Consider the following 15,246-nt stretch of genomic DNA (forward strand, 5'->3'; position numbering starts at 1 on the left):
GACCTCGGGGCGATCCCGCATCCCGGGGCGGCACCCGTAGCATCGCGGGCGATGAGCACCACCCCCGCGACCGAGCCCGGGGCCGGCGCGCGCGCCCTGCTGGACCGGCACCGCGCGCTCGCCGCCGCCGCCCGCGCCGTCCTCGACCGGGTGGACGCCACGACCGTCGAGGTCGCCGCGGTCGTCGAGCAGGACCGCGAGACCCGGGTCCGGGCGGAGCTCGGCGTCGTGCCCGTCGAGCAGCTCGGGGCGATGACCGACCGGAACCTGCGGCTGCGCGCGCTCGCGGACGCCGGGTACGCCACCGCCGCGGACCTGCTAGGGGTGCCCGCCGCGACCCTGGACGCGGTGCCCGGCGTCGGGGAGCAGACCGCGCGCAGCGTCGTCGCCGCGGTCGAGCAGCTGGCCGGGGCCGTGCGGGACGGCGTGCCGCTGCGGCTGGAGATCGACCGCTCCGGGCGACCCGACTCGACCGCCACGGTCACGCTGCTGCGGCTGCTCGACCGGCTGCTGCGGCTGCGCCCGCTCGTCGAGCCGCACCGCGAGGCCCTGACCGACTACGCGACGTCGGTCGCGGTGCACGCGGTCGCGGCGGCGCCGGCCACGAACCGGCTGCGGCTCGCCCTGTCCCGCCGGGCGACGAAGGACCGTGCGCGTCGGGCCCTCGCGGCGCTAGACACCTGGGACGCCACCCTGGCGACGACCGGTCTGGGCGCGACGATCGACGACCTGGCGGCGGCGTGCGCCCGGCCCGACGCCGCCTCCGGCGCGCTGTGGGACGCGTTCGAGCGCCGCAGCGCCGAGTTCTACACCGTGCTCGGCAGCATCGTGCCGCTCGCCCGCGACGTCCTCGCCGCCCGCGGGATGCTCACCGCCGAGCTCGCGGAGCGCGTCGCCGCCCGGCCGCTGGACCTGTCGCGGATGCGGGTGCCGCTGCGCGGGTACCAGGAGTTCGGGGCGCGGTTCGCCCTGCACCAGGGCCGGGTGCTCCTCGGCGACGAGATGGGCCTGGGCAAGACGATGCAGGCGCTCGCGGTGATGTCCGACCTGGCGGCCGCGGGCGAGCGCCGGTTCCTGGTCGTGTGCCCGGCGGGCGTGCTCGCGGGCTGGCTGCGGGAGGTCGACGCGCGCACGACCCTGACCGGCCACCGCCTGCACGGCCCGGACCGGGACGCGGCGATCGCGCGCTGGCGGGCGGAGGGCGGGATCGGTGTCACGACGTTCGAGTGCCTGGGGCACGTCCCCGTCGACGGCGCCGAGGTCGGGCTGCTGGTGGTCGACGAGGCGCACTACGTCAAGAACCCGGCGGCCCGACGGACGCAGGCGGTGGCCGCGTGGACGTCGGCGGTCTGGCGGGTGCTGCTGCTCACCGGCACGCCGATGGACAACCGGCTGGAGGACTTCGTCGCCCTGGTCCGGCTGCTCGACGCGGACCTGGCCGCCGGGCTGCCCCGGCACCTGGGCCTCGTGGGCGCGGACGCGTTCCGCCGGGAGGTCGCGCCGGTGTACCTGCGCCGCAACCAGCGGGACGTCCTCGTCGAGCTGCCCGACCTGATCGCCGTGGACGAGTGGGAGGACCTGTCGCCCGCCGGGGAGGCCGTCTACCGCGCGGCGGTCGCGTCGGGAAGCTTCATGGCGATGCGGCGCGCGGCGTACCTGACCCCCGACCCGGCGGACTCCACGAAGCTCGCGCGCCTGGTGGAGATCGTGGCGGACGCGGGCGCCAACAGGCACCGGACCGTCGTGTTCTCGTACTTCCGGGACGTGCTGGACGTGGTGACGCGCGCGCTCGTGGCGGCGGGGGCCCCGGTGGTCGGGCCGCTCACCGGGGACGTCGCGCCGGACGACCGGCAGGCGGCGATCGACGCGTTCGGCGCCGGGCCGCGGGACGGGGTGCTGGTCGCGCAGATCAGCGTCGGCGGGGTCGGGCTGAACCTGCAGGCCGCGTCCGTCGTGGTGCTGTGCGAGCCGCAGCTGGTGCCGTCGGCGGAGGCGCAGGCCGTCGCGCGGCTGCACCGGATGGGCCAGGTCCGCACCGTCGTCGCGCACCGGCTGCTCGCCGAGGACGGCGTGGACGAGCGGATCGTGGAGCTTGCTGTCCGGCAAGCAGCGGGTGTTCGACGCGTACGTGCGGGAGTCGTCGGTGGCCGCGGCGGCCGTCGCGGCGGTGGACGTCACCGAGGCGGGGCTGGCGCGCGAGGTCGTCGCGATGGAGCAGGCGCGGCTCGGCTACGGGCCGGTGTGGGACGAGCTGGCCGACGAGGCCGGGGGCACGCCGCCGCCGCAGCCGTGACCCGGCGTCGACCGGGTCGGTGCCGCGAGGCCGGCGTCACCGACCCGGACGCCGCATCTTCGGCGACCGCTCAGTCGAGGTCACGCGACCACAGCAGGATCTCCTGGTCCACGGCGGCCCGCGGTCCCCAGAACGTCACACCCTCGTCGGTGCGCCGCCAGGCGGCCGTCCCGTCACGACCCCAGCTGGTCGCCCCCCACTCCAGCCCGGGTTCGTCTGTGGTGCTGCTGGATCCGTTGGCCGGTCCGACCTCGAACCTGCGACCGTCCGGGAACACGAGCGTCGACCCCGTGAGGGAGCAGTCCGTGTGCGCCGCGAGCTCCTCGACCGCGATCTGCCGCACCTCGGGGCACGGCGGCAGCTTCTCCTCGGACCTCGACCCCGACGGGGGCGCACCCCGCCGCGAGCAGCGCCACCACGGCGAGTCCGGTCGCCCTCCTCACCCGGGGACCGACCGCCCCCGCAGGCGCCGGACCAGCCGGGCGAGCGCCGCCCCGAGCAGGTGCGGCGACCCCGAGGGGCCCTCGACCTGCCAGGCCGCGCCCTGCTCCCGCTCGTCCTCGTCCGGTCGACCGGTCTCCGTCACGACGTCACCTCTGCTCTGCTCCCGGCCGTCCCTCAGCCGCGGGTCAGCGTACCCAGGGCGCACACGTCGGGCTCTCGACGCGGGTGCGAACGACGACGCGCGGGGAATGCCCCCTTTGCGGAGGAATGCGAAAGTGGCATTCCTCGTCCCCGTTATCGTGCGGAGCGGCGCCACCCGGCGCAGCTCACCACCTCCGGAACCAGGGGAACCCATGGGCCTGCCGCACCTCACCGTCTCCGTCCTGATCGCGTGCGCGCTCGGCGGCCTCGCCGTCGTCCCGGACGAGCCGGTGCCCACCACGACGGTCGACGACGTGGAGATCGCGGTCCCCGGGATCGGCTCACGCGCCGCGCTGGACGACTTCCTCGCCTCCAGCGCCGCGAAGACCGTGGTCCTGGACGTCGCGTCCGGTCGGGTCGTCGCGGTCGGGCTGGACGACCGGATCGCCCGGGGACGGACCGACGTCACCCCGCCGGTTCCGGGTCCGGGATCTCCCCCGGCCGGTACCGCGGCAGCCGGCTCGCCGGCAGCACCGCCGTCGCGCTGATCGCGGCCAGCACGAGCAGCCCGAGCCGCAGGGTGTCGAGCCGCGCCTGCTCGTTGAGCGCCACGGCGGCCTCGACCTCGCGGGGGTCGGCGTCGGTACGGTCCAGCACCTCGCGCAGCTCGTCGTTGCTGACGAAGTTGACCTGGTCGAGGTCGACCTGCGCGACCAGGTCGGGCGGCAGGTCGGGGTGCTCGACGACGGCGCGCCCGACGTTGACCGACAGGATCGTCACCAGCAGCGCCCCGACGAGCGCGGTGCCGACGGCGGACGCGAGGTTCTGGGTGGTGCCGCGGATGGACCCGACGTCCCCGGCGAGCCGCTTGGGCGCGGACGTGACCAGGACGTTGAACACCAGGGTGACCAGCGACCCCTGCCCGACGCCGAACACCAGCAGACCGAGGATCGTCGGCAGCGTCTCCCAGTTGTTCGTGACGACGAGCGAGAGCCACGCGAGCGCGACCGTGGTGAGCGTGAACCCGACGACGCCGATCTGCCGCGGGCTGAACCGCCGGTAGAACCGCACGATCAGGGTCGCGGTGACGAACACGGTGAGGTTGAACGGCATCATCGCCAGCGCGGTGTCGAACGGGGTCCGGCCCTGCACGATCTGGATGTACAGCGGGACCGTGAAGTTCAGCGCCGCCTCCAGCGCCACGACGATGAACATCGCGTAGACCGCGGCGCGCTCGTTCGCGGAGCCGAGCACCGACAGGTCGACGAGCGGCGTCCTCCCGCCCGCGGCGCGGCGGCGCGTCCACCAGAAGAACGTCTGCCCGAGCACGACACCGACGACCACGAGCAGCGGTGCGGGCGACACCCCGGCGACGTCGAACGGGGCGCCGTCGGTGGCCAGCAGCGGCCCCCACGCGTTGAGGTTGTTGAACCCGAGCGTCAGCGCCACGACGGCCGCACCGATGAGCACGGACGCGATCAGGTCGATCCGCACGCCCGGGTCGCCGCGGTCCGACCGGAGCCGGGTGCTCAGCACCAGCACCGCGACCGCGAGGACCAGCACGACGCCGAACACCGGCCGCCAGCCCACCAGGGTGCCGAGCGCGCCGCCGACGAAGAACGCCGTCACCCCGGAGATCGCCCGGGCCGAGCCGAGCGACCCGATCGCGGTCGCCTGCTGGGCGCCGTGGTAGTTCTCCGCGATCAGCGCGACGAGCGACGGCACGATGATCGCCGCCGACGCCCCCGCGACCGCCTGGCCCGCGATGGCCCAGCCGACGCTCGGCGACAGGATCATCAGCAGCGCCGACCCCGCGAACGCCCCGACCATGACCCGGAACACGACGACCCAGCCGATCCGCTGACCCAGCTTCGCGCCCGTCATCACCAGCGCCGCGACCGCGAGCCCGTAGACGACGATCGTCGAGCTGACCACCGTCGGCGGCACTCCGAAGTCCTCGACCATGCCGCCCAGCGACACCGGCAGCGCCGCGACGTTGAACGACATGAGGACCTGCGCGAGGAACAGCCCCGCCATCGGGACCCACGACGTGCGCGGTGCGTCGACGGGCGGCGGCGCAGGGTCGTCGTGGTCGGGGTCGTCGTGGTCGGGGTCGTCGTACTCCGGCTCGTCGTGCTCGACCGTGGTCATCTGCCGGCTCCCGCTCTCTCGGTGACGTGCACGGACGACGCGAAGACGTTGAGGCCGAGCGAGCGGCTCAGGTGCGCGGTGGCGCGCTGCCCGCGGACGCTGTTGCCGGCGGGGTCGAGCGGCGGGGAGAACGTCCCGATCGCGCCCTTGCCGGGGGCGACCGCCATGATGCCCCCGGCGACCCCCGACTTGGCGGGCAGGCCGATCTCGAACAGCCACTCCCCCGACCGCTCGTACATCCCGGTGGACGCCAGCACCGCGAGGGTGTCCCGGCAGACCTGGGCGGAGACGACGCGCTCGCCGGTCAGCGGGTTCACGCCGCCGTCGGCGAGCGTCGCGCCCATCACGGCGAGGTCCCGGGCGGTGACCCGCAGCGCGCACTGCCGGGTGTAGAGGTCGACGACCTCCAGCGGGTCGGCCTCGATCCGGCCGTAGCTCTCCAGCAGGCGGGCGATCGCCCGGTTGCGCTGGTTGGTCGCGGCCTCCGAGCGGTAGACCACGTCGTCGACCTCGAGCCGCCGGCCCGCGAACGCGTCGAGTCCGCGCGTCAGGTGCTCCCACCGGCCGGCCGGGGTCCCGCCCGGGAGCAGCGCGGTGGTGGCGATGGCGCCGGCGTTCACCATCGGGTTCATCGGGTGCCCGTCGTTGAGCTCGACGGCGATCACCGAGTTGAACGGCAGGCCGGTGTTGTTCACGCCCACCCGGTCCAGGACCGGCCGGTGGCCCAGCGCCTCGCAGACCAGCGCGTACACGAAGGCCTTCGAGATCGACTGGATCGTGAACGGGACCTCGGCGTCGCCCGCGAGGTGCAGCCCGCCACCGGACTCCGCGACGCACACGCCGAACCACGCGGGGTCGGCGGAGGCGAGCTCGGGGATGTAGTCGGCGACGGTGCCGTCGGCGAGGTCGCGGTAGCGCGCGTGGGCGTCCTGGACCAGCTGCTCGACGCGGTCCCAGCCCGGGAGCGACCCGGTGGAGACCACCTGCTCGGTGTCGTCGTCGGTCTGCACTGCGCCCCCGCCCGTCGCTGGACCTCAGCCGATCGTGGCACGCACCCTCGCGGCCGTACAGGGTCAGCCGGTGACCGAGAACCCCGTCGCCCCGTGCGCGCCCCCGTCGCCCGGGCCGGCGTCGTGCACCTCGACCGCCGTGACGTCGGCGCCCGGCGGGCCGTGGCGTGCCCAGTCCAGCACCGCGGCGACCGCGTCCTCGCCCCCGGAGAGCAGCGCCTCGACGGTGCCGTCGGGCCGGTTGCGCACCCAGCCGGCGACGTCGGCGTCCCGGGCGCGCGCGGCGAGCGACGCGCGGAACCCCACGCCCTGGACGCGGCCGTGCACGACGACCCGGCGCTCGGTCATGCCGTCGAGTGTGCCTCCCGTCGTCAGCCCCGGACCGGCCGGTTGCTGCGGATCAGCCCGCTCGGGTCGACCGCGTCCTTGACGGCCCGCAGCCGGTCGACGGTCGCGGGCGGGTAGGCCTTGGCGATCGTCTCGTCCTCGTCGAGGAACGTCAGCGGGACGGTCCCGGTGCTCCACGGCTCGAGCAGGGCCAGCAGCCCGCCGAGCGCCCCGGCGACCACCGGTGCGAGCCCGGGCGCCGGGATCATCCCGAGCCCGGTCAGCAGGTAGGGCTCCTCGGCGGTCCCCGCCGCGGACGGCACCCGCTCGCGGGCGAGCGCCCCACCGGTGTGCCGGACCTGGAGCTGGAGCAGCGGCGTGCCGGAGCCGTGCCCGACGGCGCCCAGCACGGCGTCGATCGCCGCCTCGTCGAACGTGTGCAGCCGGGTGCCGGTGAGCACCACCGGGCTCGGTTCGACGGGTTCCTCCGCGAGCAGGCCGACCTCACCGGGGGCGAGCACGCGGACGGTGTCCCGCACGACCGGACCGGCGGCGCGCACCGGTGCGAGCAGCCGCTCGGCCTCGGCGGCGTCGCCGAGGTAGGTGGCGAGCACCAGCGCGAGCGACGCCCCGCGCAGCTCGGCGGGCACGAACGGGGCGTCGGGCAGGTGCATCACGGCCGCCCACGTCGTCAGCGCCTCGGGCGCGGACGCCGTGACCGCGGCGAAGGCCCGGAACACCGCGGGCGCGACCTGTGCGGGGAACGCGAGCAGGCCACCGTAGATCTGCGGCGCCGGGAACAGGTCGACCTCGACGGCGGTGACCACCGCGAAGTCGCCGCCGCCGCCGCGCAGCGCCCACAGCAGGTCGGCGTCCGCCGGCTCGTCGGACCGGACCCAGCGGAGCGTGCCGGTGGCGTCGACGACCTCCACGGCCCGCACCGAGCCCGCACCGGAGCCGTAGGCCCGGCTGAACCAGGACAGCCCGCCGCCGAGGCAGAACCCGACGACCGAGACGTCCGGGTTGGACCCCACGAGCCCGGTGAGCCCGGTCCCGTCGAGCTCCCGCTGGAGGGTGCTCCACCGCACCCCGGCGCCGACGCGGGCCACGCCGGCCGCCGCGTCGACCCAGATGTCGTCGAGCGCACCGGTGCGCACCAGGACGGCGCCGTCGAGGGCGCGGCTCGCGCCGTGCCCGCTGGGCTGCGCGGTCACGGGGACGCCGCGCGCCGCCGCCCAGCGCACCGTCGCGACGACGTCGTCGGCACCGGCGGCCTGCACCACCGCCACGGGCTGCTGGTCGATCAGCACCTTCCAGGGCTGCCGGGCGGCGTCCCAGCCGGGGTCGCCGGGTGCGACCAGGGTGCCGGTCAGGGCGGAGCGCAGCGCGTCGAGGTCGGTCGGGGACAGCGGCGTCGGCGCCGCGAGGTGGGTCGTCATGGGGTCGAGCGTCCTCGCCATCCTCGCAGCAGCGGTATCCCAGAATCGGGGGATACCGGGATCAAGCGGACAGGAGCACCATCGGAGGATGGCGACTCTGCGGACCGAGCCCGTGCAGCGCGGGCTCGACGCCCTCGCCCGCTCCGGGCTGGACTGGCGCGGGTTCGTGACCGGGGCGATCGACCTGCTGGCCGGGGCCGTCCCGCACGACGCCGCGTGCATCGGCCCCGTCGACCCCGACTCCGGGCTGATCACCGGGTCCGTGAAGCGGAACATCGGCGACGAGCTCGACGCCGAGTTCCTCGAGCACGAGTACCTGACCGACGACGTGAACCTGTTCCGGACGCTGGCCCTCCGGGAGGTCCCCGTCGGCATCCTCGCGGACGCCACCGGGGGCGACCCGCGACGCAGCAGCCGGCACCGGGACATGTTCGTCCCGCACTGGTCGCTGGACCACGAGCTGCGCGCCTCCGCCCGGACCGACGGGCGGGCGTGGGCCGCGGTCGCCCTCTACCGCAACGGCCGCACGAGCGGGTTCAGCCCGGCCGAGGCCGACTTCCTCGCGCGGGTGGCCGGCTCGCTGGCGCTCGGGGTGCGGGCGGGGCTGGTGACCGCCGCCGCGTCGGCCACGACCGCACCGACCGCGACCGGGCCGGCGGTGCTCGTCGTCGAGCCCGACAACACGGTGAGCCGGCTGACCCCCGCGGCGCAGGACCGGGTCGCGGAGCTCGGCGGGTCCGGCTGGGGCGCGCTGCCGACGCCCGTCGCCGCGATCACCTCCGCCGCCCGCGCGCTGGGGGACGGCCGGCGCGGGACCGTCCCGCGGCTGCGGGTCCGCACCGCCGCCGGCCAGTGGCTCCTGGTGCACGCCGCCCCGCTCGCCGCGCGCGACGGCGGCGGGCGCCAGGTCGTCGTCACGGTCGAGGAGGCCCGGCCGCCCGAGATCGTGCCGCTCGTGGTCGCCGCGTTCGGGCTGACCGGCCGCGAGCGCGACGTCGTGGCGCGGGTGCTGCACGGCGACAGCACCCAGCAGATCGGCCGGGCCCTGCACCTGTCGCCGTACACCGTGCAGGACCACCTGAAGGCGGTGTTCGAGAAGGTCGGCGTCGGCAGCCGGCGCGAGCTCGTCGCGCGGGTCTACGTCGACCACTACCTGGCGTCGGCCTGAGGCTCCGGGGCCGTCAGCCGTCGCCGCGGCGCAGCGGGATGCCCAGCACCGCGGGCTCGGGCGGGGCGAGCACGTCCGCCGCCTCGTCCGCGGCCGGGACGCCGTCGTCCGGGACCGGCCCGACCCAGACCCGCCACAGCGGCCCCTCGGGGTGCAGCCGTCCCGGCGCCACGAGGCGGGCGCGCGGACCGGCGGCGTCGCGCTGCGCCCGCAGCCGCGGCACCCGCGACGCGGGGACGAACCCGACGACGAGGTTCCGGCACACGACGACCAGCCCGCCGTCGCGGCCGTCGTCGAACGCGACCTCCACCGGCACGGCGCCGCCGGTCGCGCGCTCCGCCGCGGTCAGCGCGGCTTGCAGCGACGTCTGGAGCGACCGGGTCTCCGCGGCGTGGAACCCGGGGTGGACGTCGGCCTCGACGCGGGTGGTGCGGGTGAGCCTCACGGCGGTCAGCCTCCCACGACCGCCCGGTCGGCGGCGAGGCCCAGCCGGTGCGCGTGCGGCGCGGCGCGCAGCACCGTCCGGGCGACCGCGCCCCCGGTCGCCACCAGCAGGTCCACCCGGTCGCGGGTGCTCGGGAACAGCCGGGCACCGACGGTGTACCGGGCGTCGAACGCCGGGTCGAACACGGCCGCGTCGGTGGTACCGAACACGTACGTCATCGTCGCGACCCGCCCGATCGAGCCGGGGCTGTAGCGCGCGTGCGCCTGGGCGTACGCGTCGAGGAACCCGAAGTACCCGGACCCGGACCGCAGCGCGTACCCGATCCACAGGGTCTGCCCGCCGGCGGCGAGCCGGAGCACCAGCAGGTCCTTGTCCCGGCGGAACCCCGCGGTGACGGCCCGGAACCAGCGCTCGGCCACCGGGTCCAGCCGCAGCGCGGCACCACCGCGGGCCGGGTCGCCCTTCCAGCCCGCCACCTGGAGGTCCAAGAACTCGTCGTCGACGTCCGGGTCGGCGCTGCGGTCGTGCAGCTCGAGCGGCCCGTCCGCCGCCCGGGCGAGCCCGCGGACGCCGCGCCGCATGTTCCGGCGCTCGTCGGTCCGCATGTGGTCCCAGGAGAGCGGGGGGTCGACGACCGGCCCGGGCCCCTCGGGGACCGGCAGGACCGTCACGGCCTCCCGGGGCGCGAACACCGTGGTCCGGCGACGCCGCTCGTGCACCCGGAGGCCGGGCCGGCGCCCGACGACCTCGGCGAGCGTCTGGGCGAGCGGCCCGTCCGCGGGGAAGTGCTGGAGCTGGACCAGCCCGGGCAGCCCTGCGGACCGCACGCCGGCGAGCAGGGCCGCGAGCGCCTCGGCGGCCCGGTCGGTGCGGACCAGGGGGTGGTGCCGGTCGGCGTGGGACGTCATGAAGGCCCCGCCGGTCGTGGTGGCGTTGACCGGCACGCGGGGCGCGACGGGCTTGACGGTGACCGCGAGGACGCCGTGCCACTGCCCGCCCTCGTGCGCGACGACCAGCTGCAGGTCGGCGGCCTGCGCCTCGCGGTCCCGGGCCGGGACGAGGAACCGCGGGTCGAGGTACGCGTTGGGTTCGAGCGCGGCGTCGGCGAGCTGCTGCCAGGCCTCGGCGTCGACGCGGGTGACCTGGGCGAGGGGGATGAGCCGGATCTGCACGATGTCCTCCCGGACGCGATCGGTCGGGCCGGCGGTGGTGCGTCGTCGGGTGCCCCGGTGGGGGCTCCCGGGGGTGACGCCGCGAGCGTACTGTCGCGTTTGGCAGGTTTTGGGCGGGTTTGCGGGTGAGAATTCCCGACCACGACCCCGGTTTCCGCGCCAGGGCCCGGGGCCATGCCACCCCCTGGCGACCCGCGCGGCGACGGGCCACACTGACCGCACGACGCCACCGCCGACGTCGAGGAGGGGTGGACCCGTGCCGACCGACGAGATCGACCGACCCCACCCCGGCGCCGTGGCCCGCACGCACGCCGCGCACGAGCAGTTCCTCGCCACCGGCGTCCCCGTCCGCGGCGTCCGGCCCGTCGTCGCCGACTCGTGGGTGCGCAGCCTGCGCAGCGGCGTCGACCCCGAGCGCCCCGCACCGCCCGTCACCCTGTCCGACGCGGACCTGCGGGCGCACCGGCGCGAGCACCCCCTGCGGCTCGCGCTGCCGGTGGTCCGCGGGCTGCTGCTCGACGCCGCCCTGACCGAGGGGTTCGTCGTCGCCCTGACCGACGCCGGCGGCCGGCTGCTGTGGATCGCCGGCGACGACCGGGTGCGGCGCGCCGTCGAGGGTGTCGGGTTCGTCGAGGGCGCCGCCTGGGACGAGCAGCACGTCGGCACCAACGCCCCGGGGACCGCGCTCGCGACCGGGCGCGCCGTCCAGGTGCTCGCCGCCGAGCACTTCGCCCACGCGGTCCAGCCGTGGAGCTGCACGGCCGCCGTCCTGCGGGACCCGGCCGGCCGGGCCCTCGGCGCGCTGGACGTCACGGGCCGCGACCCCGCCGCCTCGCCGCTCATGCTGTCGCTGGTGCGCGCGACCGCCGCCGCCGTGGAGGCCGACCTGCGCGCCCGCGACCTCGCGCGGGGTTCGGCGGCCGGCACCGCGGCGGACGCGACCGCGGCCCGGCTCGAGGTGCTGCGCCCGGACTCCGGCGTCCTGCACCCGCCGGGCGGCGCACCCCGGGCGCTGTCGCTGCGGCACGCGGAGCTGCTGCTGCTGCTCGCCGAGCACCCGCGCGGGCTGCACGCCGGCGAGCTCGCCGTGCTGCTGCACCCCGACGCAGTGTCCGAGGTCGCCGTGCGCGCCGAGGTGTCCCGGCTGCGCCGTTCCGCGGGACCGCTGGTCGCGCACTCCCGGCCGTACCGGCTGACGGCACCGCTGTCGTCCGACGTGGCGGGTGTCCGGGCGGCGCTCGCCGCGGGGGACGTGCGCGCCGCGCTGGACCGCTACCCGGGTCCCGTGCTGCCGCGGTCGCGGGCCCCCGGCGTCGAGCAGGTCCGGGACGCCCTGGCGTCCGACGTGCGCGCCGCGGTCCTGCACGCCGCCGACGTCGTCGCCCTGGAGGGCTGGCTCGACCGCGACGAGGGCGCCGACGACTGGCCGGCGTGGGAGCGCCTCGCCGCGCTCACCCCACCCGGCAGCGCCGCACGCGCCCGCGCGACGGGCCGGCTCGGCCTGCTGGTGCGGCGGCTCGGCGACACCCGCGGGCTCGCGGACGTGTGACCTGCGGTGCAACCCCGCTGCAACCTCCCGCGACCTACCGTCGCGCGCACGGCGCACCGCAACGACGCGGGCGCCCCGGCCGCGGCCGCACCCCGGACCGCGGCCGGCCACGTGAGCACGGAGGCGCGCACATGACCGTCTACGCAGCACCCGGGCAGCCCGGCAGCCCCGCCACCTACCGCGAGCGCTACGACCACTGGATCGGCGGCGAGCTGGTCGCCCCCGCGTCGGGCCGCTACTTCGAGAACCCGTCGCCGGTGACGGGTCGGACCTTCACCGAGGTCGCGCGCGGCGACGCCGCCGACATCGAGCGGGCCCTCGACGCCGCCCACGGCGCCGCCCGCAGCTGGGGCCGCACCACCGCGACCGAGCGCGCGGTGATCCTCAACAAGATCGCCGACCGCATGGAGCAGAACCTCGAGATGCTCGCCGTCGCGGAGTCCTGGGAGAACGGCAAGCCGGTGCGCGAGTGCCTCGCCGCCGACATGCCCCTGGCCGTCGACCACTTCCGCTACTTCGCCGGGGCGGTCCGCGCCCAGGAGGGGTCGATCTCCGAGATCGACGCCGACACCATCGCCTACCACTTCCACGAGCCGCTCGGCGTGGTCGGGCAGATCATCCCGTGGAACTTCCCGATCCTCATGGCGGTGTGGAAGCTCGCGCCCGCGCTGGCCGCCGGGAACACCGTCGTGCTCAAGCCCGCCGAGCAGACCCCCGCGTCGATCCTGCTGCTGATGGAGCTCATCGGGGACCTGCTGCCCCCGGGCGTCGTGAACGTCGTCAACGGGTTCGGCGTCGAGGCCGGCAAGCCCCTGGCGTCCAGCCCGCGGATCCGCAAGATCGCGTTCACCGGCGAGACCACGACCGGGCGGCTGATCATGCAGTACGCCAGCCAGAACATCATCCCCGTGACGCTCGAGCTCGGCGGCAAGAGCCCGAACATCTTCTTCGAGGACGTCGCCCGTGCCAAGGACGACTACTACGACAAGGCCCTCGAGGGGTTCACGATGTTCGCCCTCAACCAGGGCGAGGTGTGCACCTGCCCGTCGCGCGCGCTGATCCAGGAGTCCATCTACGACGGGTTCCTCGCCGACGCGATCGCCCGCACCGAGGCGGTCGTGCAGGGCAACCCGCTCGACACGGACACGATGATCGGCGCGCAGGCGTCCAACGACCAGCTCGAGAAGATCCTGTCGTACATCGACATCGGGAAGGCCGAGGGCGCCAAGGTGCTCACGGGCGGCACCCGCGCCGAGCTCGACGGCGACCTCGCGGGCGGCTACTACGTGACCCCGACGATCTTCGAGGGCAAGAACTCGATGCGGATCTTCCAGGAGGAGATCTTCGGCCCGGTCGTCGCGGTGACGTCGTTCTCCGACTACTCCGACGCGATCCACACCGCGAACGACACCCTCTACGGGCTCGGCGCGGGCGTCTGGTCCCGCGAGTCCGCGATCGCCTACCGCGCGGGCCGGGACATCGAGGCCGGCCGCGTGTGGACGAACTGCTACCACGCGTACCCCGCGGCGGCGGCGTTCGGCGGCTACAAGGGCTCCGGCGTCGGGCGCGAGAACCACAAGATGATGCTCGACCACTACCAGCAGACGAAGAACCTGCTGGTGTCCTACTCCGGGCAGAAGCTCGGCTTCTTCTGAGCCGCACCCCACCACCCAGCAGGCTCCCGCGCGCGGCCCCACCCACCGGTCGCGCGCGGGGCCGGGACGGAGCACCGTGCCCGACGACACCCCCGGCCGCGTGGACCTCACCCCCGCGGCCGCCGACCTCCTGCGCCGCCTGCACGCCGAGCACGGCGCGCTGATGTTCCACCAGTCCGGCGGCTGCTGCGACGGCTCCTCCCCCATGTGCTACCCCGCGGGCGACCTGATCCTCGGCGACGCCGACGTCCACCTCGGGGACCTGCGGGTCGACGACCTCACGGTCCCGGTGTGGATGAGCCGCGCCCAGTTCGGGTACTGGCGGCACACCCACCTGACGATCGACGTCGTCCCCGGCCGCGGCGCGGGGTTCTCGCTCGAGGCGCCCGAGGGGGTGCGGTTCCTCATCCGGTCGCGGCTGCTCACCGACGCGGAGCTGGCCGCCGAGGGCGCGGAGGTCCAGGTCGGGCCGGTGTGACCGAACCGGAGTCGCTCGCCCCACCCGGGCGCGTCGGCGGTCTCCTGCCGGAGGCCCCGAGGTCAGGCGGAGAGGTCGCCCCGGCGGATCCGGTCCTCCGCCTCGGGGGTGCCGAGCTCGGGGCGGTGGGCCGGGTGCCGGAGGTAGTGGCGCAGCAGCAGCGCGACCAGCCGCGGATCCGATCCGTGCAGGTTGGTCGCGATCGGCAGCTGGTCGGGACGCGTCGTGGGGCCTCCCACCGGACGTTCCCCCCGCGTCGGGCGAGAGCTGGACCTCGTGGGGACGGGAAGGCGTGCCACGACCAGCACGCGAGGCGCCGGGTCGGACACGGCGTCGACCGAGACGACGTCGTCCCAGCTCACCACCTGCACCGCGCGACCCGACATCCGGACGACACCGTCGGGAGCCAGCCCGACCTTCGGCAGCACCGCGGCCCCGCGCAGGTGCGCCATCAGCACGGGCACGCAGACCACGGCGAGCACGACGGCGGCCAGTGAGGCCACCACGGGCCCGGTGAAGCTCCGCTCAGCGACGAGGCCGACCAGGACCACGACACCGAGCGCGATGCAGATCGACAGGCCGAGCAGTGTCAGGGCGCGGAACGGGCGAACCGCGGGGAGCCACAGCTTCCCGTCGTCGGACTCGACCTCGAGCCGGCCCTTCCGCGGGAAGGCGAGCAGGGTGACGAGAGCCGCAAGGCCGATCGCGAGGAGTGCGGCGATCGCCACGCCCAGGCCGATCCCCGCGATCCCGCCCCCGTCGGCGAAGGCAAGCGCTCCCAGCCCGGATCCGGCCATCGCGACGACGACCACCAGAACGATCGCCGGGCGGGCCGCGGCCGTCGAGCGCGGGTACGGCACCGCCGGACCGTCGATGCGCACGGTGAACCTCGCCATCAGCCGAACACCGTGCACGACGGCAACCGCTCCGCAGTGCTCGGCCAGCCCGTCGATCGCGGTAGAGGGAGGTCGGCG

At 75.7% G+C, this 15,246-nt stretch carries 12 protein-coding genes; 5 read left to right on the top strand and 7 right to left on the bottom strand.

Going from position 1 to position 15,246, the window contains the following annotated elements; translation table 11 throughout:
- Positions 1-51 precede the first annotated feature (51 nt).
- Positions 52-3,426 (top strand): DEAD/DEAH box helicase, encoded by a 3,375-nt coding sequence (locus tag AC1VL8_RS01570; RefSeq protein WP_483073854.1) that lies wholly within the window; start codon positions 52-54, stop codon positions 3,424-3,426.
- Here the strand turns inward: AC1VL8_RS01570 and AC1VL8_RS01575 are convergent.
- The 4 genes from AC1VL8_RS01575 to AC1VL8_RS01590 all read right to left on the bottom strand — a co-directional run bounded on the left by AC1VL8_RS01575 (position 3,344) and on the right by AC1VL8_RS01590 (position 7,805).
- The gene (locus AC1VL8_RS01575) at positions 3,344-5,029 is read right to left on the bottom strand and encodes an MFS transporter (protein WP_483073855.1); all 1,686 of its coding nucleotides are present in this window, start codon (positions 5,027-5,029) and stop codon (positions 3,344-3,346) included. The two genes, AC1VL8_RS01570 and AC1VL8_RS01575, sit on opposite strands and share 83 nt — an antisense overlap.
- Entirely contained in the window at positions 5,026-6,039 is a 1,014-nt protein-coding gene (gene glsA, locus AC1VL8_RS01580; protein WP_483073856.1) for a glutaminase A, read from the bottom strand. Before glsA ends, AC1VL8_RS01575 begins: the two co-directional genes overlap by 4 nt.
- Positions 6,040-6,102: 63 nt before the next feature.
- Positions 6,103-6,387, bottom strand: a complete 285-nt coding sequence (locus AC1VL8_RS01585) for an acylphosphatase (RefSeq protein WP_389231430.1) — start codon at positions 6,385-6,387, stop codon at positions 6,103-6,105.
- A gap of 23 nt (positions 6,388-6,410) precedes the next feature.
- A complete protein-coding gene (locus AC1VL8_RS01590) occupies positions 6,411-7,805 on the bottom strand; it encodes an FAD-binding oxidoreductase (protein WP_483073857.1) in 1,395 nt (464 codons plus the stop codon).
- An 88-nt stretch (positions 7,806-7,893) separates the two neighbouring features.
- Here AC1VL8_RS01590 and AC1VL8_RS01595 point away from each other — a divergent pair, with 88 nt between their 5' ends.
- Complete coding sequence (locus tag AC1VL8_RS01595; RefSeq protein ID WP_483073858.1) at positions 7,894-8,973, top strand: helix-turn-helix transcriptional regulator; 1,080 nt, start codon at positions 7,894-7,896, stop codon at positions 8,971-8,973.
- Between the two features lie 13 nt (positions 8,974-8,986).
- Here the strand turns inward: AC1VL8_RS01595 and AC1VL8_RS01600 are convergent, their stop codons facing one another.
- Both AC1VL8_RS01600 and AC1VL8_RS01605 read right to left on the bottom strand, forming a co-directional pair.
- Positions 8,987-9,418 (bottom strand): hypothetical protein, encoded by a 432-nt coding sequence (locus AC1VL8_RS01600; RefSeq protein ID WP_483073859.1) that lies wholly within the window; start codon positions 9,416-9,418, stop codon positions 8,987-8,989.
- A gap of 5 nt (positions 9,419-9,423) precedes the next feature.
- A complete protein-coding gene (locus AC1VL8_RS01605) occupies positions 9,424-10,590 on the bottom strand; it encodes a GNAT family N-acetyltransferase (protein WP_483073860.1) in 1,167 nt (388 codons plus the stop codon).
- Between the two features lie 256 nt (positions 10,591-10,846).
- On the opposite strand from AC1VL8_RS01605, the gene AC1VL8_RS01610 reads away from it, so the two are divergent.
- The 3 genes from AC1VL8_RS01610 (at position 10,847) to AC1VL8_RS01620 (ending at position 14,272) form a co-directional block, all read left to right on the top strand.
- Complete coding sequence (locus tag AC1VL8_RS01610) at positions 10,847-12,139, top strand: GAF domain-containing protein (protein ID WP_483073861.1); 1,293 nt, start codon at positions 10,847-10,849, stop codon at positions 12,137-12,139.
- A 131-nt stretch (positions 12,140-12,270) separates the two neighbouring features.
- Positions 12,271-13,794 (top strand): acetaldehyde dehydrogenase ExaC, encoded by a 1,524-nt coding sequence (gene exaC / locus AC1VL8_RS01615; RefSeq protein WP_483073862.1) that lies wholly within the window; start codon positions 12,271-12,273, stop codon positions 13,792-13,794.
- 76 nt (positions 13,795-13,870) lie between these two features.
- Positions 13,871-14,272, top strand: coding sequence for a DUF779 domain-containing protein (locus tag AC1VL8_RS01620; RefSeq protein ID WP_483073863.1), 402 nt, complete (start codon positions 13,871-13,873; stop codon positions 14,270-14,272).
- 62 nt (positions 14,273-14,334) lie between these two features.
- On the opposite strand, the gene AC1VL8_RS01625 is transcribed toward AC1VL8_RS01620, so the two are convergent.
- On the bottom strand, positions 14,335-15,168 hold the full coding sequence (locus AC1VL8_RS01625; protein WP_483073864.1) for a hypothetical protein: 834 nt from the start codon (positions 15,166-15,168) through the stop codon (positions 14,335-14,337).
- Positions 15,169-15,246 lie beyond the last annotated feature (78 nt).

The sequence above is a fragment of the Cellulomonas sp. KU4C genome, from assembly GCF_056868065.1.